We start from the raw sequence: 20,813 nt of genomic DNA on the forward strand, positions 1-20,813 counted from the left end.
GGGCTGTTCGCCCATTAAAGCGGTACGCGAGCTGGGTTCAGAACGTCGTGAGACAGTTCGGTCCCTATCCGGCGCGGGCGTAGGATATCTGAGAGGAGCTGTCCTTAGTACGAGAGGACCGGGATGGACGGACCGCTGGTGTATCAGCTGCATCGCCAGATGCATAAGGCTGGGTAGCCAAGTCCGGAAGGGATAAACGCTGAAGGCATCTAAGCGTGAAGCCCCCCTCAAGATGAGATATCCCTGCTTCGGCAGTAAGACCCCTTAGAGACTATGAGGTAGATAGGCACAAGGTGTAAGCATGGTAACATGTTCAGCTGATGTGTACTAATAGGTCGAGGGCTTGTCCAAAAAAATATGGATATAGAACAAAAAAAGTAGTTGATTTTCTGTAAGCGATGTAGTATCATTTCAGTGTTCGGTTTTGAAGGTACAGACGAAGATCTGGCCCGGTGGCTCAGCTGGTTAGAGCGCCGCCCTGTCACGGCGGAGGTCAGGGGTTCGAACCCCCTTCGGGTCGTTCAACAATCTAATATTTGTGAAATCTGGGGTCTTAGCTCAGCTGGGAGAGCATCTGCCTTACAAGCAGAGGGTCATAGGTTCGAGCCCTATAGGCCCCACTATTTCTGAAAAGACATTTTTCAGAAGTAAGCCGATGTGGCTCAATTGGCAGAGCAGCTGATTTGTAATCAGCAGGTTAACGGTTCGAGTCCGCTCATCGGCTCTTTATATGGATGGCTTCCCGAGTGGCCAAAGGGGACAGACTGTAAATCTGCTGCAAATTGCTTCGGTGGTTCGAATCCACCGCCATCCATTCAACTTAATATCGCGGGGTGGAGCAGTCTGGAAGCTCGTCGGGCTCATAACCCGAAGGTCATAGGTTCAAATCCTGTCCCCGCTACTCAAATTTGCCTAGATAGCTCAGTTGGTAGAGCAGAGGACTGAAAATCCTCGTGTCCTTGGTTCGATTCCGAGTCTAGGCATCTTTTTTATTAATTTTATTCTTTTTTCAGTTTTATTTTTCCCGGTTATGCCGTATAATACAATCCGTGAGAAGTACAGATGTATATTCTTGTTTTAAGCAATATAGTAAGGCAAGAGGCCGTAGCTTTTATTTGCTGAAGCTGGGATGAGCATCTTTGATTTTAGGTATTAAGAGTTAGGATTTATCATATATGACAAGAGAAGAGAAGCACAGGTTTATTGAGGAGAGGCGCAAGCATGTCAGAGAGGTTTTAGCAAAACACGGTAATGATATTCTTGAATCTCATAAGTTCCACAAGACCAAGCATTTTATCCAGCATGGAGACATGTCTGTTTATGATCACAGTCTAAGTGTTGCTGAGAGGGCAATTAGAATCAATAGATTCATTCATGCGAAGTGCAATGAGAGAGACCTGGTAAGGGGAGCTCTGTTACACGATTATTTCCTTTATGACTGGCATAAGGACGGCAAAGATAAGGGTAACGTACATCCTAAGCTTCATGGCTTTTTTCACCCCTCTACGGCCCTTAAAAACGCAAGTAGGGACTTCGTATTATCTGAACGTGAAAAGGACATCATAAAGAAGCATATGTGGCCATTAACGGTAATACCGCCTATGTGTAGGGAAGCTTGGATTGTTACGATGGCTGATAAGTATTGTTCAGCTATGGAGACCTTTGGACTTCATAAAGCAAAGATAAGAGCCAGACACATTGATTTACCGGCTCAGGATATAGAGAGACTATAAATCATATTCATAACTTTAATGATTATATCGTTTACAATAATAAGCAAATAAAAAGCGCCGACATTCAAGCCGACGCTTTAATTATTTTATTTTGAGATTAAGATCAAATCTTAGGACCAGCTGCTACAAGAGCTTTACCTGCATCATTGCCTTCATACTTCTTGAAGTTCTTTGTGAATCTCTCTGCAAGATCCTTTGCCTTTGCTTCCCATTCAGAAGCATCTGCATATGTATCACGAGGATCAAGAATTGCAGGATCAACACCCGGAAGTGATGTAGGAACTTCGAAATCGAAGATCGGGATCTTCTTTGTCTCAGCCTTGTTTACATCGCCGTTAAGGATTGCATCGATGATTCCACGAGTATCCTTAATGGAGATACGCTTGCCTGTGCCGTTCCAACCTGTGTTAACAAGGTAGGCCTTAGCACCAGACTTCTGCATCTTTTTAACGAGCTCTTCACCATACTTTGTAGGATGAAGCTCAAGGAATGCCTGACCGAAGCAAGCTGAGAATGTAGGAGTGGGCTCTGTGATGCCACGCTCTGTACCAGCAAGCTTAGCTGTGAAGCCTGACAGGAAGTAGTACTGAGTCTGCTCAGGTGTAAGGATTGATACAGGAGGAAGTACTCCAAATGCATCAGCTGAAAGGAAGATAACGTTCTGAGCATCAGGACCAGCAGAAATCTTGTTAACTTTTGAAGCGATGTTGCTGATGTGGCTGATAGGATAAGATACACGAGTGTTCTCTGTAACGCTCTTATCATCAAAGTCGATCTTACCATTTGCATCAACTGTTACGTTCTCAAGAAGAGCATCTCTCTTGATTGCGTTGTAGATGTCGGGCTCAGCGTCCTTATCAAGACCGATAACCTTAGCATAGCAGCCGCCCTCGAAGTTGAATACTCCGTTGTCGTCCCAGCCGTGCTCATCATCACCGATAAGAAGTCTCTTAGGATCTGTTGAAAGAGTTGTCTTACCTGTTCCTGAAAGACCGAAGAAGATAGCAGTGTTCTTACCTTCCATATCAGTATTAGCTGAGCAGTGCATGGAAGCAATGCCCTTAAGAGGAAGGTAGTAGTTCATCATTGAGAACATACCCTTCTTCATTTCTCCGCCGTACCATGTGTTGATGATAACCTGCTCACGGCTTGTGATATTGAATGCTACGCAAGTCTCGGAGTTAAGGCCGAGTTCTTTGTAGTTGTCAACCTTAGCTTTTGATGCGTTGTAAACAACGAAATCAGGCTCGAAAGAAGCAAGCTCTTCATCTGTAGGAACGATGAACATATTCTTAATGAAGTGAGCCTGCCAAGCAACCTCAACGATGAAACGAACTGCCATACGGGAATCCTTGTTAGCACCGCAGAATGCATCAACAACGAAAAGTCTCTTGTCGCAAAGCTCTTTCTTAGCGATATCCTTAACTGTAGCCCATACTTCTTCGCTCATGGGATGGTTGTCGTTCTTATACTCGTCAGATGTCCACCAAACGGTATCCTTTGAGTTGGAATCCATAACGATGTACTTATCTTTAGGAGAACGTCCTGTGTAGATACCTGTCATAACATTAACAGCACCGAGTTCAGTATCCTGACCTACTTCGAATCCCTCAAGACCGGCCTTCTTCTCTTCTTCGTAAAGTGTTTCGTAAGAAGGGTTGTGCACGATCTCAGTTGTGCCTGTAATGCCATACTTTGTTAAATTGATTTCTGCCATTTCTTTAACTCCTTTTCTTTTTCTATTGTGATATCTGTTTGTAAAGAACAGATAAACGCTCCAAAACTTATTATACAATACATTTAGGTAAAAATAATATAAAATTGCTATAAATTTAACAAAACGTTCAGAAATTATCTAAGAAAAAGGCGGGTTTGAATACATAAAACAGATAAAGTATCATATTTGTAAGAGAAATACCTCTCAAAGACATTGAATTTCTAAACAGAAGATGGAAGTGTATATGAAAAAAGAAGAGAGTCTAAGAGATTGCCTTGAAAATTTAAAAAACAGTGATTTGTACCCATTTCACATGCCGGGACATAAAAGAAACCCGGGCGCAGGCGAGATGGCAAGATATATGGATATTGATATTACCGAGATTGATGACTACGACAATCTCCATGATGCAGACGGAATTATTCTAAGGGCGGAGGAGCGTGCTAACGCTCTATACGGAGCAGATGAAACGCATTTTCTTGTAAACGGAAGTTCAAGCGGAGTATTGGCGGCGATTTCTGCGGTTGCAGGCAGGGGTGAGAAAATCATAGCAGGAAGGAATGCCCATAAATCCTTTTATCATGCAGTCTACCTTCGTGAACTGGATGTCACATATATCCTACCGGATCCGGAAGGTCTGGTTAACCCGAAGGATATCGAAGATGCTTTTGATAAAAACCCTGGAATAAAGGCTGTTTTTATAACTTCGCCAACCTATGAAGGCATGGTGTCTGATGTAAAGAAAATAGCACAGATTACACATAAAAATGGGGCAATCCTGGTGGTTGATGAAGCTCATGGGGCGCATTTCGGACTTTATAAAAAGCTGCCAGAAAGCTCCGTGACCGAAGGCGCGGATATAGTGATACATAGCCTTCACAAGACATTGGCGGCAATGACTCAGACAGCACTTATTCATGTGAAGGGTGACAGAGTAGACCGTGAAAAACTTAGAAGATTTTTAAGAATATATCAGACGAGCAGTCCTTCATATGTGCTGATGGCATCGATAGATTCCTGTATAAATGACATTAATGACAATGGTAAGGAAGTGCTTGAAAGGCTGATATATTTCAGAAAAAGGATTGAGGAGGAAACAGCAGATCTGACATGGATAAGGATTCCTCATTTTTCAAAACGACAGGATCCAGGGAAGGTACTCATATGCTCTGCTGACTGCGCTATTACGGGACAATGGATATATGATATACTTCGATTAGAATATAAATTGCAGCCGGAGATGGCCGGTGATACTTATGCACTAGCTATAATAACGGGATATGATACCGAAGATGGAATTTCAAGGCTTATAGAAGCGGTAAAAGAACTGGACACCAGGATAGAGAATGAAAAAAGTAATTGTTTAGGGAGTGCTCGGAACAAAAAAGACAAAAAGGAAAATATTGAACAGAGTAGCGGGTCGACAGAACTTCCGAAAACAGTAATTCCTTTCTATAAGGCGTGGGATGGCGATATGGAGGAAGTTGATTTAACAAGGGCGGCCGGAAGGATTGCGGGAGACTTCATCAATCTATATCCTCCTGGAATACCCCTGGTGATACCGGGAGAAGCCATTGATAAAGAGCTCGTTCGGAAAATCGGAGAATATATTAATGATGGAAGAAATGTTCAGGGTGTGAAGATCTCAGCAAAGGGAGAAAGGACCGTAAAGGTTGTGGCGCCGATGTAACATTTTTTCTGAAAAAATAAAATTGGGAAAAGACATAAAATGGGCAAGATTTATTTGATCATGGGCAGGAGCTCGTGTGGAAAAGATACAATATATAAAAAGCTTTTGGAGCGAGGAAAGCTCGATCTTAAAAAGGTTATTATTTACACTACAAGGCCAATGCGCGAAAAGGAAATGGACGGAGTTCAGTATTATTTTTGCAGCATAGAGCGTTATGAAAAATACAAAGAAGACCGTAAAATAATAGAGGAACGTACTTACAACACAATGTACGGACCCTGGCACTATTTCACGGTGGATGACGGACAGATAGATCTAAGTGAGGGAAATTACCTCATGATTGGGACAGTAGATATGTATGTCTCAATCAGGGAGTACTTTGGTGAGCAGAATGTCGTGCCGCTGATGATAAATGTTAGTGACGGCATGATAATGCAGAGAGCCATGAAGAGAGAGCTAAAGCAGGAAGAGCCCAAATACGATGAGATGTGCAGAAGATTCCTTGCGGATAAAGCGGATTATTCGGATGAGAGGCTTAAGGGTGCGGGGATAGACAGAACCTTCGACAATGACGGAGAACTGGAAGTCTGCCTTGATGAGATTGAGAGCTTTATCTCATCTGAAAAGTGATGAGGACATATTATGGATATAAGGATTGACAATGTTCAACCAACTTCACAGGTCCAACAGACACAGCCTCAGCAGGAGGTGAGCGGGGATTTTAAGTTCACACTTACAAGTAAGATCGAGGACTCGGCACTCGCAGAGCGCCTTAATCTGATGATGCAGGATATCGTGCAGCAGGGAAAACAGATTGCCAAGAAAAACGATATCAGGGACATGCAAAGATACCGCTTCCTTATCAAGGATTTTTTAAATGAAGTAGTCACAAGGTCCCACGCCTTTTCACGTGAAAACTTCCTGGACAGACGAGGACGCCACAGAGTATACGGAATAATCAGACTTGTGGATGAAAATCTCGATGAACTGGCTCAGGAGCTCGTTAAGGATGAGAAGGACAATATAAGCATACTTGCCAAGATAGGCCAGATTCAGGGACTTCTACTGGACATTTTTACATAAACATATATTTAGGAGGAACGAGCGCAGATGGCGCGTTTTTCAGACATAATAGAGCAGGATCAGATAAAAGAGCATATGCAAAATGCTATCAGGACCGGCAAAATATCCCACGCCTACATAATTTCCGGCGATGTTGGAAGCGGAAAGAAAATGATAGCAAGGACCTTTGCAAAAACGATTCTGTGTGAAAACAAGCAAGAAATAGGTGGATATATTGAAAATTGCGGGGAGTGTCACTACTGCAAGCAGGCGGAGAGCGGATCACATCCTGATATCAGAATTGTGGCTCATGAAAAGCCAACTTCAATAGGCGTTGATGAGATCAGAGATCAGGTTTGCGATGACGTATATATAAAACCCTACTCAGATCACAAAATATATCTTATTCCCGATGGGGAGCTCATGACGCAGCAGGCCCAGAATGCCCTTCTAAAGACGCTGGAGGAGCCGCCTGCTTATGCGACTATCATCATTTTGACATCCAATATCGATGCGTTTCTTCCGACTATTTTGAGCAGATGTATAGTATTTCCGATAAAGCCGGTGAGAGATGATCTGATACAAAAATACCTCATGGAAAAGAGGAAGGTTGTGGATTACAAGGCTCACCTTGCCGTGTCCTTTGCGCAGGGAAATGTGGGAAAGGCAATCCAGCTTGCGGAAGATGAGAGTTTTGAAAAGCTGAAAAATGATGCGATAGATCTGACGGCAAGGCTTCCTAAAGCGCAGATAAGCGATGTAATTGCAAGGCTTCAACTGCTGCTGACACCGGAGGGCAGCAGCGAAAAAAAACCGGATGCACTTTTAACAAACGATTTTCTTGATGTGCTTATGTTCTACGTCAGAGATATCCTGGTGTATAAGGCAGAGGGGAGCGCGGATCACTTGATTTTCGCGGATAAACTGTCGTATATTAGTAGTGTTACGGAAAAATGTTCCTATAAGGAAATTGATAATATATTAAAGGCAATTGACAGGGCCAGAAACAGGATTCATTCCAATGTAAACAGTCTTATGACCCTTGAGATGCTGATGCTTGATATAAAGGAGAATTTATAATATATGACCAGGGTTATCGGCGTAAGATTCAGAACGGCCGGCAAGATCTATTATTTTGATCCGGGTAATTTTGAAATAAAAAAGGGCGACCATGTAATTGTTGAGACAGCGAGGGGAGTTGAGTACGGAACAGTACTTTCCGATCCCAAGGATGTTGATGACAGCGAGGTTACAAAGCCCCTCAAGGCCGTACTTCGCATGGCGAATGAGAAGGACGACGAACAGGAAAAGAGCAACAGAACAAGGGAGAAGGAAGCTTTCAGGATCTGCAAGGAAAAGATAATTAAGCATGGTCTTGAGATGAAGCTTATAGATGCTGAGTACACCTTTGATAATAACAAGGTGCTGTTTTATTTTACTGCGGATGGCAGAATCGATTTCAGAGATCTGGTAAAGGATCTCGCATCAGAGTTTAAGACCAGAATAGAGCTCAGGCAGATCGGTGTAAGAGATGAGACTAAGATAATCGGAGGATACGGAATCTGCGGCAGACCGCTTTGCTGCCATTCCTATCTTGCGGATTTTATCCCTGTTTCCATAAAAATGGCTAAGGAGCAGAATCTTTCACTTAATCCGACAAAGATTTCCGGTGTTTGCGGAAGACTTATGTGCTGCCTGAAAAACGAAGAGGATGTATACGAGGAACTCAACCGCAAGATGCCCGGAGTTGGTGATATCGTTAAGACAAGCGATGAACTTGAGGGTGAAGTTGCAAGTGTAAATATCCTCAGACAGACAGTGAAGATTCTTGTTGATGTGGATGATGAGAAGGAAGTTCACGAGTGCAATGTAGACGACCTTACTCTTGTGAGAAAGAAGCAGAAGCATAAGCAGAATCAGCCAAAGGAGAAGGATGCAGACGAAGAGGCTGCAAAGGCTTTGGAGCAGCAGGATAAGAATCAGGCTCCTTCCCAGGCAAAGAAGCAGAATAATAATCAGGACAGAAAGCAGAATACTCCTCAGGAGAAAAATCAGAAAAAGGAAGCTGATGCAGACAAGGAAGTAAATCGCGCAAATGCTGATAATTCTGAAGCTTCGGCAGCAGGTTCTGCTGATAGTGTGAAGGATAAGGAAAGCACACCTGACAGAAATCAGAGTAAAGAGCAGAATCCTGGCAAAGATCAGAATTCTAATAAAGATCAGAATACGAATAAAGACCAGAGAAATTTCGATAAGAAGAACAGAAAAAAGAATTTCAATAAAAAAGGTCAGAACAACCGCAGTAAGAATCAGGACAACAGAAACCAGAATAATAGAGACCGAAACAATAAGAATCAGGGCAACAGAGATTCCGGAAAAGATAACAGAAACCAGAATCGCAGCGAGGGAGCGGATGGAAAACAGCAAAACTAACGAGTTTTTCCTAAAACCCGGAGAGAGACTTGATGATCTTCAGCGAAATGAGCTAATGATCATCCAGGATCCGGAGAGGTTCTGCTTCGGGATGGATGCGGTACTGCTATCGGGATTTGCTACGGCCACAAAAGGTGACCGGGTTCTTGACCTTGGTACGGGAACCGGCATTATTCCACTTTTGATGTCAGCGAAAACTGATGCAGAGGAGCTGATAGGTCTCGAAATACAAGAGGATAGTGCGGACATGGCAAGAAGGAGCGTTTGCTATAACAAGCTGCAGGACCGTGTCCGAATAGTTTGCGGAGATATAAAAGAGGCGGAGAAAATATTTGAACCTGCCTCTTTTGACGTTGTAACAACAAATCCGCCCTATATGATAAAGGGACATGGGCTGACAAATCCTGATAGTCCCAAAGCTATAGCCCGGCATGAAGTACTTTGTGACCTGAAGGACGTCATGAGGGCGGCCAAGATAATGCTTCATCCCGGCGGAAAGTTTTTTATGGTTCACAGACCGTTCAGGCTTGCGGAGATACTTGCCTGTATGCAGGAAAACAGGATTGAGCCAAAGCGTATACGGATGGTCCACCCTTATATCGATAAGGAACCGAGTATGGTACTTATAGAAGGTGCAAGGGACGGAAAGCCAAGGCTTTCGGTGGATCCGCCGCTTATCATATACGATGAACCGGGGAAGTACGGTAGAGAGATGGTTGAAAATTATGGATTCTAAAACCGGCATGTTATACCTCTGTGCAACACCCATAGGGAATCTTGGAGACATTACGGAGAGGGTACTTGAGACACTTCGCAGTGTCGACATTATTGCGGCAGAGGATACCAGAAACAGCATAAAACTGCTCAATCATTTCGATATTCATACGGAAATGACGAGCTATCACGAATATAATAAGGTCGAAAAGGCAGAATATCTGATACGTCTGATGCAGGACGGCAAGGATATTGCTCTCATAACGGATGCGGGAACGCCTGCAATTTCGGATCCTGGAGAAGTTCTTGTGCGCATGTGCCACGAGGCAGGAATTACAGTGACCTCGCTTCCCGGACCGGCGGCTTGCATTACAGCGCTTACCTTGTCTGGCCTTAACACCAGAAGATTTGTATTCGAAGGATTTTTGCCGGGACTTGATGACAAAAAGGAGCGAAGACGAATTCTCGAGCAGCTCCGGGATGAGCACAGAACAATCATTATGTATGAAGCACCCCATCATTTAAGGGGAACACTTAATGATTTAAGCGATGCACTTGGTAATAGGAAGCTCACAGTATGCAGGGAGCTAACGAAACGTTTCGAGGAAATAATGCCAACCACGATAGAAGGTGCGGTTACTTATTATGAGGAAAATGAGCCCCGCGGGGAATATGTTCTTGTAATAGAAGGGATAAGTCTGGATGAGCTGGACAGGCAGCAGAGGCAGGAATGGTCGAAGATGAGCCTTCAGGATCACATGGCTTACTATGAAAATGAAGGCATGAGCCACAAGGATGCAATGAAGCAGGTTGCTGCCGACAGAGGAGTCGGGAAGCGCGAGATCTACAAGGCGCTCCTGGAGGATTAAATAGATTATTCTAATGGATGGAAGAATAAAATGTCTTCCCCCACTGGGGGAAGGTGCCCGAAGGGCGGATGAGAGGCATTTTGAGCATAAATAATAACATAATACTTATATCGATTTTAATAGCCGTAATCTTACTAATCCTGCTCGTCCTTCTGCTGATAATCCGAATACGCAGGCATCGCCCTCTTCCGATGGATGAGCTTGAGGGACATGACTTTGAGTATTACTGTGCGGATCTGTTAAAAGCACACGGATTTATTGATGTTGAAGTTACGAAGGGTAGCGGAGATTTCGGAGCGGATATACTTGCGGAAAAAGACGGCATCAGCTATGCCGTGCAGTGCAAGTGCTATGATAAACCCATCGGAGTAAAGGCGGTTCAGGAAGTTTACGCAGGCCGTGATTATTACGACTGTATGGTGGGAGTTGTAATGACGAATCAATATTTCACGGCACCTGCTGTGGAACTTGCAAAGAAATTGAAGATTATGCTGTGGGATAGGGGATATATAGATTCCATGGAGGAATGATACCAAAAAGGCTGTCGTACCAAAAGCGGTACGACAGCCTTTCTTACGATTCTTTCATAGTTACACATCCGATAATTAGGTTCTCATTAGTCTTAAGTTACCTAATATAGCTTATTTCCATCCAAGGCAATCCTTGTATGTCTCTTCTGTTCCGGCTGCGAGGTTGCCACCCTGGAAGATATAGATCTGGTTATCGGAAGCTTTAAGGTTGAGTGCGATCTGTCTGTCGTTAACTTTCTCAACAGCGATAGTATTGAACTTCTCACCATGCATTGATACAGCAACGATATCTGAAGGCATATCAAAACCATCTTTAACATGTAATACTACTCTGCCACCGGAAAGAAGGGGCGGAAGCTTAACGCCGAAAGCGCAAACAATTGTTGAACCATGTGCTGCAGCTACAGACTGAGCTGTTCCTGTATAATTAGGAAATACATGGAATAAATCTGCTGTCATGCCGGATTTCTCCTGACCTTCGATAGTGCAGTCGCCTACACCTGAAGATACGGGAACGAAATCATTGGTCTCAAGCCAGAGTCCGCTAAGAACTGCGTTGTTAGTATACTCACCGGGAAGTAATCTGCCGGGAGCCATGGGAGCTGCGCATACGGAAATAGACATAGCGCAAACCATAACTGCTGCTAAAGCGAAAGAAACAATTTTCTTCATTTGAATTTCCTCCTTAATACGATTAAGTTTCGGATGTAACTACGTCACTGCCAAACATCATAGCGTATAGATATAAATATAACATTTAGATAATATAAAGAATTTATTAAATAAGGATGTAAAAAACGCCATACGGCATGGGGACTGAGTCTCAGATTATTTTATTATTTGCTAAAGAAATTTGGATTGAAATAAACAAGTTGTACATATAAATCGTCAGAAAGTTGTACAAAATGCCTACACAAATAGCATTGACCGTGTATAATATCGCGGCTATGATAGAATCTTGGAGAGGAATCTTCTGATTGAAAAAAGGAAAAGGAGAATAGAATTATGGGAGATGCAAAAAGTGCTATTGTTGAGGGAAAAACATTACTCGGAATAGAATTTGGTTCCACAAGAATCAAAGCGGTTCTTACCGATATGGATAACAACCCGATTGCGCAGGGTTCTCACGGATGGGAGAACAGACTGGACAACGGAATATGGACTTATACACTTGATGATATCTGGGGTGGACTTCAGGACTGCTATAAAAAGCTTACCGAAGATGTTGAGAAACAGTATGGCGAAAAGCTTACAAAGGTAGGTGCCATGGGCTTTTCGGCAATGATGCACGGATACATGGCATTTGATAAAGACGATAATCTTCTGGTTCCTTTCAGAACCTGGAGAAACACAATAACCGAGCAGGCTTCCGAGGAACTTACAGAGCTTTTCGGATATCATATTCCTCAGAGATGGAGTATTGCTCACCTCTATCAGGCAATGCTTAATGGAGAGGATCATGTAAAGAACGTGACATTCTTCACGACACTTGCAGGATATATTCATTGGCAGCTCACAGGAGAGAAGGTTCTCGGAGTGGGTGATGCATCAGGAATGTTCCCTATTGATTCAGCAACATGCGATTACAACGAAAAAATGGTAGGCCAGTTTGATAAACTTGCCGCTGATAAGGGCTTTGGCTTCAAGCTTCGTGATATTATTCCGAAATCACTTCCCGCAGGAGCAGATGCAGGAAAGCTCACCGCAGAAGGTGCTAAGAAGCTTGATCCTACAGGTACTCTTGAGGCAGGCATTCCGGTATGTCCTCCTGAGGGAGATGCAGGAACAGGTATGGTTGCAACAAACTCTGTTGGTGTAAGAACCGGTAATATCTCAGCTGGAACCTCTGTTTTCTCAATGGTAGTTCTTGAGCATGACCTTTCAAAAGCATATCCGGAGCTTGATCTTGTAACCACTCCCAGTGGCGAGCAGGTTGCAATGGTTCACTGCAACAATTGTACTTCAGACCTCAACGCATATGTAGGTCTTTTCAGAGAGTTTGCAGGAGCTATAGGAGCGGACGTTGATGACGACAAGCTTTACGGCACACTTTACAGAAAGGCTATGGAGGGAGATGCTGATTGCGGCGGACTTCTTGCATATAACTACTTCTCAGGTGAGAGCATCACAGGCTTCAACGAAGGAAGACCGCTGTTCGTAAGAAGACCTGATGCAAAGATGAATCTTGCAAACTTCATGAGAACACACCTTTATACTGCACTCGGTGCACTTAAGGTAGGTAACGACATCCTTATGAAGGAAGAGAACGTCAAGGCTGATTTCTTCTTTGGTCAGGGTGGATTTTTCAAGATCAGAGGCGTTGGTGACAGAGTTATGGCAGCAGCGCTCGACACACCGATCAAGCTTATGGAGACAGCAGGAGAGGGCGGCCCTTGGGGTCAGGCAATTCTTGCGGGCTTCATGCTTAATAAGGAAGATGGCGAGACACTTGAGCAGTACCTCAATAACAAGGTATTTAAGAGCGGAAAAGTTGATACCTGCGAGCCTGTAGCTGAGGATGTAAAGGGCTTTGATAAATTTATGGATGACTATAAGGCCGGACTTGAGATCGAGAGAGCGGCAGTTAATAAGTTACTGTAAGGAGATAAATGATGTTAGAAGAACTTAAAAAGAAGGTCTACGAAGCAAACATTCTGCTTCCAAAGTACGGCCTTGTAACTTTTACCTGGGGAAATGTCAGTGAGATTGATAGAGAGTCAGGGCTTTTCGTAATAAAGCCCAGTGGTGTTGATTATGAGACCATGACTCCCGATGATATGGTTGTCATGGACTTAAACGGCAATAAGGTTGAGGGAAAGCTCAACCCCTCCTCAGACACACCTACACATGTGGAGATATATAAGGCATTTAAAGAGGTTGGTGGTGTGGTTCATACACATTCCTCTTATGCTACAAGCTGGGCACAGGCAGGAAGATCAATTCCCTGCTATGGTACAACACATGCGGATTATTTCTATGGTGAGATACCCTGCGTAAGATGCCTTACAAAGGATGAGATTGAGGATGCCTACGAGGAGAACACCGGTCACCTTATCGTAAACGAGTTCGAGGCGATGGGCAAGGATCCGGTGGCGGTTCCAGCAGTACTTTGTAAGAACCACGGCGTTTTTTCCTGGGGTAAGGATGCTCATGAAGCTGTTCATAACGCAGTTGTAACAGAAGAAGTTGCCAAGATGGCATACAGATGCGAGGTTATTAATCCCAGAGTACAGCCCGCGCCTCAGGAGCTTCAGGATAAGCACTACTACAGAAAACATGGTGCGAATGCATATTATGGCCAGGGATGACCCCTCATCCGCCCTTCGGGCACCTTGTCTTCGCTCCGCTTCGGTCGGCGCAGAACAATCGTCCCCCAAGGGGAAGGCAAGAAAGTGCAAAAAAACCGCAAAAATAGAATAGTCACATATTGCGAATTGTGCTAAATTTATACTGCACGCGTAGAAAAAGCTGTTCTGCGCGCAAAGAGAGACAGAAGTAAAGGAAGTGGAGGAATTATGACGAACAAAGAATTGCAGAAAATTGCAAATGAAGTCCGTAAGGGCATAGTCACAGCGGTTCACGCAGCAGGTGCAGGACACCCGGGCGGATCACTGTCAGCAGCAGATATCTACACATATCTGTATTTTGAGGAGATGAATATTGATCCCAAGGATCCTAAGGCAGAGAATCGTGATCGTTTCGTGCTTTCCAAGGGACACACAGCACCCGGCCTTTATTCAGTAATGGCTCAGCGTGGATATTTCCCCGTTGAGGAGCTTAAGACTCTTCGTAAGCTTGGTTCAAGACTTCAGGGACATCCCAGCATGCAGTACCTTCCCGGACTTGATATGTCATCAGGTTCACTTGGACAGGGTGTTTCAGTTGCTTGTGGTATGGCACTTTCTGCAAAGCTTGATAATAAAGACTACAGAACATACGCACTTTGCGGCGACGGTGAGATTGAAGAGGGTCAGATTTGGGAGGCAGCTATGTTTGCCGGCTTCCGTAAGCTTGACAACCTTGTTGTTATTGTAGATAACAATGGTCTTCAGATTGACGGACCTGTAGATGAAGTTTGCTCACCTTATCCTATTGATAAGAAGTTCGAAGCATTTAACTTCCATGTAATCAATATTGATGCACACGATTTTGATGCCATAAGAGCAGCCTTCAAGGAGGCTAGAGAGACCAAGGGACAGCCCACAGCAATTATTGCACACTCTATAAAGGGTAAGGGCGTATCCTTCATGGAGAACCAGGTTTCATGGCACGGTGTAGCACCTAATGATGAAGAGTATGCTAAGGCTATGGAAGATCTTAATAAGATCGGCGAAGCATTAGAAGCATAATAGATTTGGAGGTTAAAATGAGCGAAGTTAAGAAGATAGCTACCAGAGACAGCTATGGTAAAGAACTTATAGAGCTTGCAAAGGTTAACGACAAAGTAGTAGTACTTGACGCAGACCTTGCAGCAGCAACAAGAACAGGCTGGTTCAAGAAGGAATTCCCGGATCGTCACATCGACTGCGGTATCGCAGAGTGCAACATGATGGGCATTGCAGCAGGACTTGCTACAACAGGTAAGATTCCTTTTGTCAGCACATTTGCTATGTTTGCAACAGGACGTGCTTATGAGCAGGTTCGTAATTCAGTAGGATATCCTCATCTCAACGTAAAGATCGGCGGAACACATGCCGGAATTACAGTAGGTGAAGACGGTGCCAGCCACCAGTGTAACGAGGACCTTGCTCTTATGCGCACAATCCCCGGCATGGTAGTTATGTGCCCTGCAGATGATATCGAGGCAAGAGCTTGTGTACGTGCAGCAGCTGAGCACGAGGGCCCTGTTTACATCCGTTTCGGACGTGCAGCTTGCCCCATCGTTAATGACAGACCTGATTACAAGTTTGAGCTTGGTAAGGGAACTGTTCTTCGCGAGGGAACAGATGTCAGCATTATCGCTACAGGTATTGGCGTAGGTTCAGCTCTTGAAGCAGCTGAGAAGCTCGCAGCAGACGGCATCAGCGCAGAGGTTATTAACATCTGCACAATCAAGCCTATCGACAGAGAGCTTGTTGTTGCTACTGCAAAGAAGACAGGCAAGGTCGTAACTGTTGAGGAGCACTCTGTAATCGGCGGTCTTGGATCTGCAGTATGTGATGTTCTTTCAGAAGAGTGTCCTACAGTAGTTAAGAAGATCGGTATGCAGGATAAGTACGGCGAGTCAGGTTCTGCAGGAGATCTTGTTAAGAAGTACGGCCTTGATGGTGAGGGCGTATATAACTCAGTAAAAGAATTCTTGAAGTAATACTGATTTGAGATTTGACTAACAGCCTGCATATATGATATATGTGGGCTGTTATTATTTTGTTTGGAAGGAAATACACCTATCATGAATATTCTTGCACCATCTATTTTGTCGGCGGATTTTACAATACTTGGAGAGCAGATAAAGGAAACTGAGGCGGCAGGCGCACAGTACCTTCACTTCGATGTAATGGACGGATTGTTTGTGCCGTCAATATCCTTTGGATTACCTGTTCTTAAATCTATCAGGAAGGCTTCAAATCAAGTCTATGACGTTCATCTTATGATAGAAGAGCCTATTCGTTATATAGAACAATTTGCCGAAGCAGGGGCAGATATTATAACTTTCCATGTTGAGGCAGCATCTGATCCCAGAGAAGTAATAGATAAGATTCATAGTCTCGGAAAAAAAGCAGGTCTTGCAATAAAGCCCAAGACACCGGTAGAAGCAGTAAAATCTTACATCGAACATATTGATATGCTGCTTGTCATGACGGTTGAGCCCGGATTTGGCGGACAAAAGTATATAGATGAATGTACTGATAAAATACGAGAAGCCAGGGATCTGATTAAAGAAAAAGGGTTATCTGTAGATGTTGAAATAGATGGAGGAGTCACAATGAATAATATTAATGTACCACTGGAAGCAGGTGCAAATGTAATTGTGGCCGGGTCTGCAGTATTTAATGGTGATATTCAGGAAAATGTAAGAAGTTTAATGGCAAAATTTGAAATAGTATGAGTTTTTTAAGGAGTGATGATAATCCGCATCACTCCTTAATTTTTTCTAAAATATCCCTAAATAACGAGAATTGCTGCGCCATATATCGTATAATTATATTGGAAGTATACCCAGTTGTGAAAGTAAGGGTAACGATATGGCGCACAATGTTAGAAATATATGCATGAATTGTGGAAGATTTTTCATAGCAAGGGAGAGTAACCATGCTTTCTGTTCTCTTGAATGTAAGAAAATGTATTCCAATCATTCAGGCTATAGATGCAGGGATTGCAGGAATGCAGCCTGTAAGGTAAGGAACGATTCGCTTATGAATTCTCCGCCTGATTGCGAAAATTTGCAGCTCCATAAATCCTACAAGGCATCGGGCTCAAAATAAATGTAATATTTAATTTATCGAAATGCTATAATACAAATCAACTTAAAGAAAGGCGGATGTTTTGCGAATGCGCATAATATCTGCCTTTTTGATATTTGTAGTGATGATTTTGAATAATTGTATTTATAAAAAAATTATAAAGAATTATAAAAAATGAAATGAATATTCACTAATTGAAACAAAAAAGCAACAATTAACTTGCAATTATATCCATATGAGTTATACTTATAAACAGCTTCGGAAAAAACCGAGGCTAAGAAAAGTGATTATAAAAAGACGAAAGGGGATACTATCATGAAACTTAACAAACACATTATGGCTATGAACTTAGCCGCAGTAATCGCTTTTGGTGCTGTTGCAGGCATCATTGCACCTTCAGTTGCAGGTGAGGACAACATCGTTGCTTATGCTGCTGTTACAGACGGACAGGCATCTGTTCAGGATGAAGTAACTGGTGGTCAGGTATCATTTAACGAGAAGGACAACCCGGACCTTAAGGGCTGCGATTTCGAGTCTAATGGTGATGGCGCTACAGTAACACTTACAGCTGTTGATAAGACTGCTAAGAAGGTTAAGTTTAAGACCGGAACATTGAAGGTTGGTGATAAGGAATATAAGATTACCAGTATCAAGAAGGGTACATTCAAGGGCTCAAAGGCTACAAGCATTGATGTATCAAAACTTGAGCTTGAGAAGCTTACAGCTAATATGTTCCAGGGCGCAACAAAGGCTAAGACTATTAAGGTCAATGGCGCTAAGCTTACAAAGAAGAGCATTGACAAGAACTTTGTTAAGGGCCTGAAGAAGCTCACAAAGATTCAGGTTGTTGCTAAAGCAAAGCAGTTCAATAAGATTAAGAAGGCACTTAATACTGCAGCTAAGAAGACAGGCAACAAGAAAACACAGGTTAAGAGAGTAAAGAAGTAATTTAACCAATAGTCCTTATTACACAGGCAGGGAGAAATCCTTGCCTGTGTTTTTTTGCATAGGTATAATAAACGATGTGAAATTGTGTTTTACGGGAGGTTTGGATTGAGACAGAAGGACAAAACAACTGCGCAGGTAATTCATGAATACGGAGAACTGCTGACTAAGTACTATCTGGTGGTAATGTTTGTAGTTTTGCCGCTATATTTTCAGAATGGCTATTCGGATATTGCAAATTCAAAATACATATTATATAGACTGGTATCTACAGCATTTTTGATAATTACAGGACTAGTGTGCTTCTTGGTTGAAACAGCCTGCGAAAAGACGCAGAATGTCAGAAAAAAGCCGATTCTTCCTATCATATTTGTAACCGCTCATCTGATTTTTAATCTCTTAACCTGGGTGTTTGCGGTTGACCATAAAATAGCATGGAGAGGGAATGGAAGTTGGCACATGGGATTACTGTCGCAGATTCTGTTTTTGGGCTCGATGCTTCTCGTTTACTATTATTACTCCGATAAGTATTTGATATGGATAGCAGCTGCAATAGGAGCTGTATTAACAGGGATACTTACTATATTGAACAGGATTGACATTTACCCCATCGATATGGGGAATAAATATCCGGGGTTCATTTCCACACTGGGTCAGACAAACTGGGCAACAATATATACGGTTATGCTGATTGGAGCAGGTATTGGATTGTTTGTTTATGAAGAAAAGCCTCTTTTCAGATATATTATTCTGGTCTTGAATTGTGTGGTTATAGCCGGAGCATGGATGGCGGGAAGTGATACCTTTTTACCGGCAATGTTCTTCGAACTTTTTATTATGTTTGGAATTTGCTTGAAGAAAAGGGAACTGATGAAGAGGTTTTCCGAGTTTCTCCTGGCATTTGGTATAGCTACAGAGTTTGTATACGTTTTTGTATTTGTTCTATTTCATGATAGATTTGTATTTGTTGATGAACAGGATGCAGTCAACACACTTTTGAAAATGCATATAGGCCTGATTATTATTGTAGGTTCATTGATAATTTTAGGCATTATGCAGTTAACTAAGAATAAAGAGTGGAATAAGAAACTTCTTGAGATAGCATTTCGAGTACTGGTTTGCCTTATGCTTATTGCTTTGGCAGTAACTGTAGTCCTTATGGTAGTAGTAACAACTACACCTGAAAAAGCAGGCGCTTTTGCAAACATTCGAATGCTTAACTTTGATGATGACTGGGGAACTCACAGAGGCCTGAACTGGAAGTGCTCCATAGCCGGATTCATTAGGATGTCGCCTATTCGTAAAGTGATCGGAATGGGACAGGGATATTTTAATCCTCTTATGCAGTCCTTTCCTGATTTACAGGCGCGGTTAGAGGCGATGTATGAGGGCTTTGCACTGATGGTTGCTCACAACGAGTACCTTAACATGCTTATAGAAAACGGCATCCTCGGCTGTCTTACATACATCGGAGTGCTGGTTTCATCCTTTGCACTTCTTTGGAAAAGAGCGGATAAGCATAGACTTTCACTTATGGCATTGCTTTCACTTTCAGGCTATATTGCCTGCAGCTTCTTCTTTTTCCAGCATGTGTATGCGACATCTTTTATGTACATTTTCATTGCGATAGCGCTGTCAGAGATAAGAGGAGAGAAAGCATAAGCAGTCACGTTGACAATAATCGTTTCAAAAGGCATACTAGATAGTGGCTTTTTGGCAAAATGAGAATGGTTTGATTTTTCATAAAAAGTACTAATGACCGGTAGGAGTAGAAAGGTCGATAATAAGATATGTATAAAAAAATGGACAGAAACGATCCGTGCTGGTGCGGAAGCGGCAAGAAGTACAAGACTTGCCATGAGAGCTTTGATGACAGGATAATCGCTCTCGAGAGAGCGGGAAAGATTGTTCCGAAACGCTCACTTTTGAAGACAGAGGCTGACATAGAGGGCATTAAGGCAAGTGCGAAGATAAATATGGCCTGCCTTGATGAGGTCGCTGATAAGATTAAGGCCGGTATGTCGACTCAGGATATTGATGATATCGTAGCTGATGTTACAAGGAAAATGGGCGGCATTGCAGCTCCTCTTAATTACGAGGGATTTCCCAAGAGCGTGTGCACTTCGATTAACGATATGGTGTGCCACGGAATTCCTTCTCCTGACGATATTTTACAGGATGGAGATATAATTAATGTAGACTGCTCAACGATTCTGAATGGCTACTTCTCAGATTCTTCACGAATGTTCTGCATCGGAGATGTGGATCCGGAGTGGAAGAAGTTGGTAGATGTAACCAAGGAAGCGGTTGAGATCGGTGTTAAGAATGTTATTCCATGGACTCCGCTCGGAGATATGGGAAATGCAGTTCATCAGCACGCTTTGAAGAACGGATATACAGTGGTTCGCGAGATTGGTGGTCACGGCTGCGGCAACGAATTCCATGAGGAACCGTTCGTTAGCTTTGTAAGTAAACCCGGCACAGAAATGATCATGGTTCCGGGCATGGTATTCACGATTGAGCCTATGATAAATATGGGAGGCGATAAGATCTTTGTGGATGCCGATAATGACTGGACTGTTTATACAGAGGATGGCTCACCATCAGCACAGTGGGAAGTCGAGATTGTGGTGACAGAGACGGGATGCGACATACTTTGTTGGTGACCCCTCATCTGGCGCTTCGCGCCACCTTCCCCCAGAGGGGGAGGCAATAA

General features: G+C 43.2%; 19 protein-coding genes, 6 tRNA genes, 1 rRNA gene and 1 pseudogene. 25 read left to right on the plus strand and 2 right to left on the minus strand.

The genetic code is table 11. The annotated features are described in order from the left end of the window. The 8 genes from G596_RS0105920 to G596_RS21175 form a co-directional block, all read left to right on the plus strand. A 23S ribosomal RNA gene (locus tag G596_RS0105920) occupies positions 1-351 on the plus strand; the annotation flags it as partial. Positions 352-446: 95 nt separating this feature from the next. Beyond that, positions 447-520, plus strand: a tRNA-Asp gene (locus G596_RS0105925). A gap of 27 nt (positions 521-547) precedes the next feature. Next, a tRNA-Val gene (locus G596_RS0105930) sits at positions 548-620 on the plus strand. Positions 621-651: 31 nt separating this feature from the next. Then, positions 652-724, plus strand: a tRNA-Thr gene (locus tag G596_RS0105935). 8 nt (positions 725-732) lie between these two features. Next, a tRNA-Tyr gene (locus tag G596_RS0105940) sits at positions 733-814 on the plus strand. A 13-nt stretch (positions 815-827) separates the two neighbouring features. Next, positions 828-901 (plus strand) — tRNA-Met (locus G596_RS0105945). Between the two features lie 9 nt (positions 902-910). After that, a tRNA-Phe gene (locus tag G596_RS0105950) sits at positions 911-983 on the plus strand. 192 nt (positions 984-1,175) lie between these two features. Continuing rightward, positions 1,176-1,733 (plus strand): HD domain-containing protein, encoded by a 558-nt coding sequence (locus G596_RS21175; RefSeq protein ID WP_022760923.1) that lies wholly within the window; start codon positions 1,176-1,178, stop codon positions 1,731-1,733. Positions 1,734-1,836: 103 nt separating this feature from the next. Here G596_RS21175 and pckA read toward each other — a convergent pair whose 3' ends face one another. After that, complete coding sequence (pckA, locus tag G596_RS0105960) at positions 1,837-3,450, minus strand: phosphoenolpyruvate carboxykinase (ATP) (protein ID WP_022760924.1); 1,614 nt, start codon at positions 3,448-3,450, stop codon at positions 1,837-1,839. A 244-nt stretch (positions 3,451-3,694) separates the two neighbouring features. Between pckA and G596_RS21180 the strand changes: the two genes are divergently transcribed. The 8 genes and pseudogenes from G596_RS21180 (at position 3,695) to G596_RS0106000 (ending at position 10,748) form a co-directional block, all read left to right on the plus strand. After that, positions 3,695-5,140 (plus strand): aminotransferase class I/II-fold pyridoxal phosphate-dependent enzyme, encoded by a 1,446-nt coding sequence (locus tag G596_RS21180; protein WP_022760925.1) that lies wholly within the window; start codon positions 3,695-3,697, stop codon positions 5,138-5,140. Positions 5,141-5,179: 39 nt separating this feature from the next. Further along, positions 5,180-5,770 (plus strand): guanylate kinase, encoded by a 591-nt coding sequence (locus G596_RS0105970; RefSeq protein ID WP_022760926.1) that lies wholly within the window; start codon positions 5,180-5,182, stop codon positions 5,768-5,770. A gap of 12 nt (positions 5,771-5,782) precedes the next feature. Then, positions 5,783-6,223 (plus strand): YaaR family protein, encoded by a 441-nt coding sequence (locus G596_RS0105975; protein WP_022760927.1) that lies wholly within the window; start codon positions 5,783-5,785, stop codon positions 6,221-6,223. A 27-nt stretch (positions 6,224-6,250) separates the two neighbouring features. Continuing rightward, entirely contained in the window at positions 6,251-7,282 is a 1,032-nt protein-coding gene (locus G596_RS0105980; protein ID WP_022760928.1) for a DNA polymerase III subunit, read from the plus strand. A 3-nt stretch (positions 7,283-7,285) separates the two neighbouring features. Continuing rightward, a pseudogene (locus tag G596_RS25740) lies at positions 7,286-8,176 on the plus strand (PSP1 domain-containing protein); the annotation flags it as partial. A 439-nt stretch (positions 8,177-8,615) separates the two neighbouring features. After that, positions 8,616-9,371 (plus strand): tRNA1(Val) (adenine(37)-N6)-methyltransferase, encoded by a 756-nt coding sequence (locus G596_RS0105990; protein WP_022760930.1) that lies wholly within the window; start codon positions 8,616-8,618, stop codon positions 9,369-9,371. Beyond that, positions 9,361-10,218 (plus strand): 16S rRNA (cytidine(1402)-2'-O)-methyltransferase, encoded by an 858-nt coding sequence (rsmI, locus tag G596_RS0105995; RefSeq protein WP_022760931.1) that lies wholly within the window; start codon positions 9,361-9,363, stop codon positions 10,216-10,218. The genes G596_RS0105990 and rsmI overlap by 11 nt, the downstream gene beginning before the upstream one ends. Positions 10,219-10,298: 80 nt before the next feature. Beyond that, positions 10,299-10,748 (plus strand): restriction endonuclease, encoded by a 450-nt coding sequence (locus tag G596_RS0106000; RefSeq protein WP_026671218.1) that lies wholly within the window; start codon positions 10,299-10,301, stop codon positions 10,746-10,748. A 111-nt stretch (positions 10,749-10,859) separates the two neighbouring features. Here G596_RS0106000 and G596_RS0106005 read toward each other — a convergent pair whose 3' ends face one another. Next, positions 10,860-11,420, minus strand: a complete 561-nt coding sequence (locus G596_RS0106005; protein ID WP_022760933.1) for a hypothetical protein — start codon at positions 11,418-11,420, stop codon at positions 10,860-10,862. A 333-nt stretch (positions 11,421-11,753) separates the two neighbouring features. Here G596_RS0106005 and G596_RS0106010 point away from each other — a divergent pair, with 333 nt between their 5' ends. The 9 genes from G596_RS0106010 to G596_RS0106050 all read left to right on the plus strand — a co-directional run bounded on the left by G596_RS0106010 (position 11,754) and on the right by G596_RS0106050 (position 20,763). Continuing rightward, entirely contained in the window at positions 11,754-13,349 is a 1,596-nt protein-coding gene (locus G596_RS0106010; protein WP_022760934.1) for a xylulokinase, read from the plus strand. 11 nt (positions 13,350-13,360) lie between these two features. Further along, positions 13,361-14,056, plus strand: coding sequence for an L-ribulose-5-phosphate 4-epimerase (locus tag G596_RS0106015; RefSeq protein ID WP_022760935.1), 696 nt, complete (start codon positions 13,361-13,363; stop codon positions 14,054-14,056). A 207-nt stretch (positions 14,057-14,263) separates the two neighbouring features. Then, a complete protein-coding gene (locus G596_RS0106020; RefSeq protein ID WP_022760936.1) occupies positions 14,264-15,097 on the plus strand; it encodes a transketolase in 834 nt (277 codons plus the stop codon). A gap of 17 nt (positions 15,098-15,114) precedes the next feature. Beyond that, the gene (locus tag G596_RS0106025) at positions 15,115-16,056 is read left to right on the plus strand and encodes a transketolase family protein (RefSeq protein ID WP_022760937.1); all 942 of its coding nucleotides are present in this window, start codon (positions 15,115-15,117) and stop codon (positions 16,054-16,056) included. An 81-nt stretch (positions 16,057-16,137) separates the two neighbouring features. After that, positions 16,138-16,797 (plus strand): ribulose-phosphate 3-epimerase, encoded by a 660-nt coding sequence (gene rpe, locus G596_RS0106030; protein WP_026671219.1) that lies wholly within the window; start codon positions 16,138-16,140, stop codon positions 16,795-16,797. A gap of 136 nt (positions 16,798-16,933) precedes the next feature. Further along, entirely contained in the window at positions 16,934-17,173 is a 240-nt protein-coding gene (locus tag G596_RS25180; protein WP_022760939.1) for a hypothetical protein, read from the plus strand. A 294-nt stretch (positions 17,174-17,467) separates the two neighbouring features. After that, positions 17,468-18,100 carry a hypothetical protein gene (locus tag G596_RS0106040; protein WP_022760940.1) on the plus strand — a complete coding sequence of 211 codons (633 nt, stop codon included), beginning with the start codon at positions 17,468-17,470 and terminating at the stop codon, positions 18,098-18,100. 105 nt (positions 18,101-18,205) lie between these two features. Continuing rightward, positions 18,206-19,759, plus strand: coding sequence for an O-antigen ligase family protein (locus tag G596_RS0106045; RefSeq protein WP_022760941.1), 1,554 nt, complete (start codon positions 18,206-18,208; stop codon positions 19,757-19,759). A 128-nt stretch (positions 19,760-19,887) separates the two neighbouring features. Further along, entirely contained in the window at positions 19,888-20,763 is an 876-nt protein-coding gene (locus G596_RS0106050; protein WP_022760942.1) for a methionyl aminopeptidase, read from the plus strand. The last annotated feature ends 50 nt before the right edge of the window (positions 20,764-20,813 follow it).

It is taken from the genome of Butyrivibrio sp. AD3002, from assembly GCF_000420905.1.
In the GTDB taxonomy this organism is placed as follows: Bacteria; Bacillota; Clostridia; order Lachnospirales; family Lachnospiraceae; genus Butyrivibrio.

Coding starts and splice junctions, on each gene's coding strand:
- G596_RS21175 (WP_022760923.1), top strand. CDS start 1,176: ATGACAAGAGAAGAGAAGCACAGGTTTATTGAGGAGAGGCGCAAGCAT.
- pckA (WP_022760924.1), bottom strand. CDS start 3,450: ATGGCAGAAATCAATTTAACAAAGTATGGCATTACAGGCACAACTGAG.
- G596_RS21180 (WP_022760925.1), top strand. CDS start 3,695: ATGAAAAAAGAAGAGAGTCTAAGAGATTGCCTTGAAAATTTAAAAAAC.
- G596_RS0105970 (WP_022760926.1), top strand. CDS start 5,180: ATGGGCAAGATTTATTTGATCATGGGCAGGAGCTCGTGTGGAAAAGAT.
- G596_RS0105975 (WP_022760927.1), top strand. CDS start 5,783: ATGGATATAAGGATTGACAATGTTCAACCAACTTCACAGGTCCAACAG.
- G596_RS0105980 (WP_022760928.1), top strand. CDS start 6,251: ATGGCGCGTTTTTCAGACATAATAGAGCAGGATCAGATAAAAGAGCAT.
- G596_RS0105990 (WP_022760930.1), top strand. CDS start 8,616: ATGGAAAACAGCAAAACTAACGAGTTTTTCCTAAAACCCGGAGAGAGA.
- rsmI (WP_022760931.1), top strand. CDS start 9,361: ATGGATTCTAAAACCGGCATGTTATACCTCTGTGCAACACCCATAGGG.
- G596_RS0106005 (WP_022760933.1), bottom strand. CDS start 11,420: ATGAAGAAAATTGTTTCTTTCGCTTTAGCAGCAGTTATGGTTTGCGCT.
- G596_RS0106010 (WP_022760934.1), top strand. CDS start 11,754: ATGGGAGATGCAAAAAGTGCTATTGTTGAGGGAAAAACATTACTCGGA.
- G596_RS0106015 (WP_022760935.1), top strand. CDS start 13,361: ATGTTAGAAGAACTTAAAAAGAAGGTCTACGAAGCAAACATTCTGCTT.
- G596_RS0106020 (WP_022760936.1), top strand. CDS start 14,264: ATGACGAACAAAGAATTGCAGAAAATTGCAAATGAAGTCCGTAAGGGC.
- G596_RS0106025 (WP_022760937.1), top strand. CDS start 15,115: ATGAGCGAAGTTAAGAAGATAGCTACCAGAGACAGCTATGGTAAAGAA.
- G596_RS25180 (WP_022760939.1), top strand. CDS start 16,934: ATGGCGCACAATGTTAGAAATATATGCATGAATTGTGGAAGATTTTTC.
- G596_RS0106040 (WP_022760940.1), top strand. CDS start 17,468: ATGAAACTTAACAAACACATTATGGCTATGAACTTAGCCGCAGTAATC.
- G596_RS0106050 (WP_022760942.1), top strand. CDS start 19,888: ATGTATAAAAAAATGGACAGAAACGATCCGTGCTGGTGCGGAAGCGGC.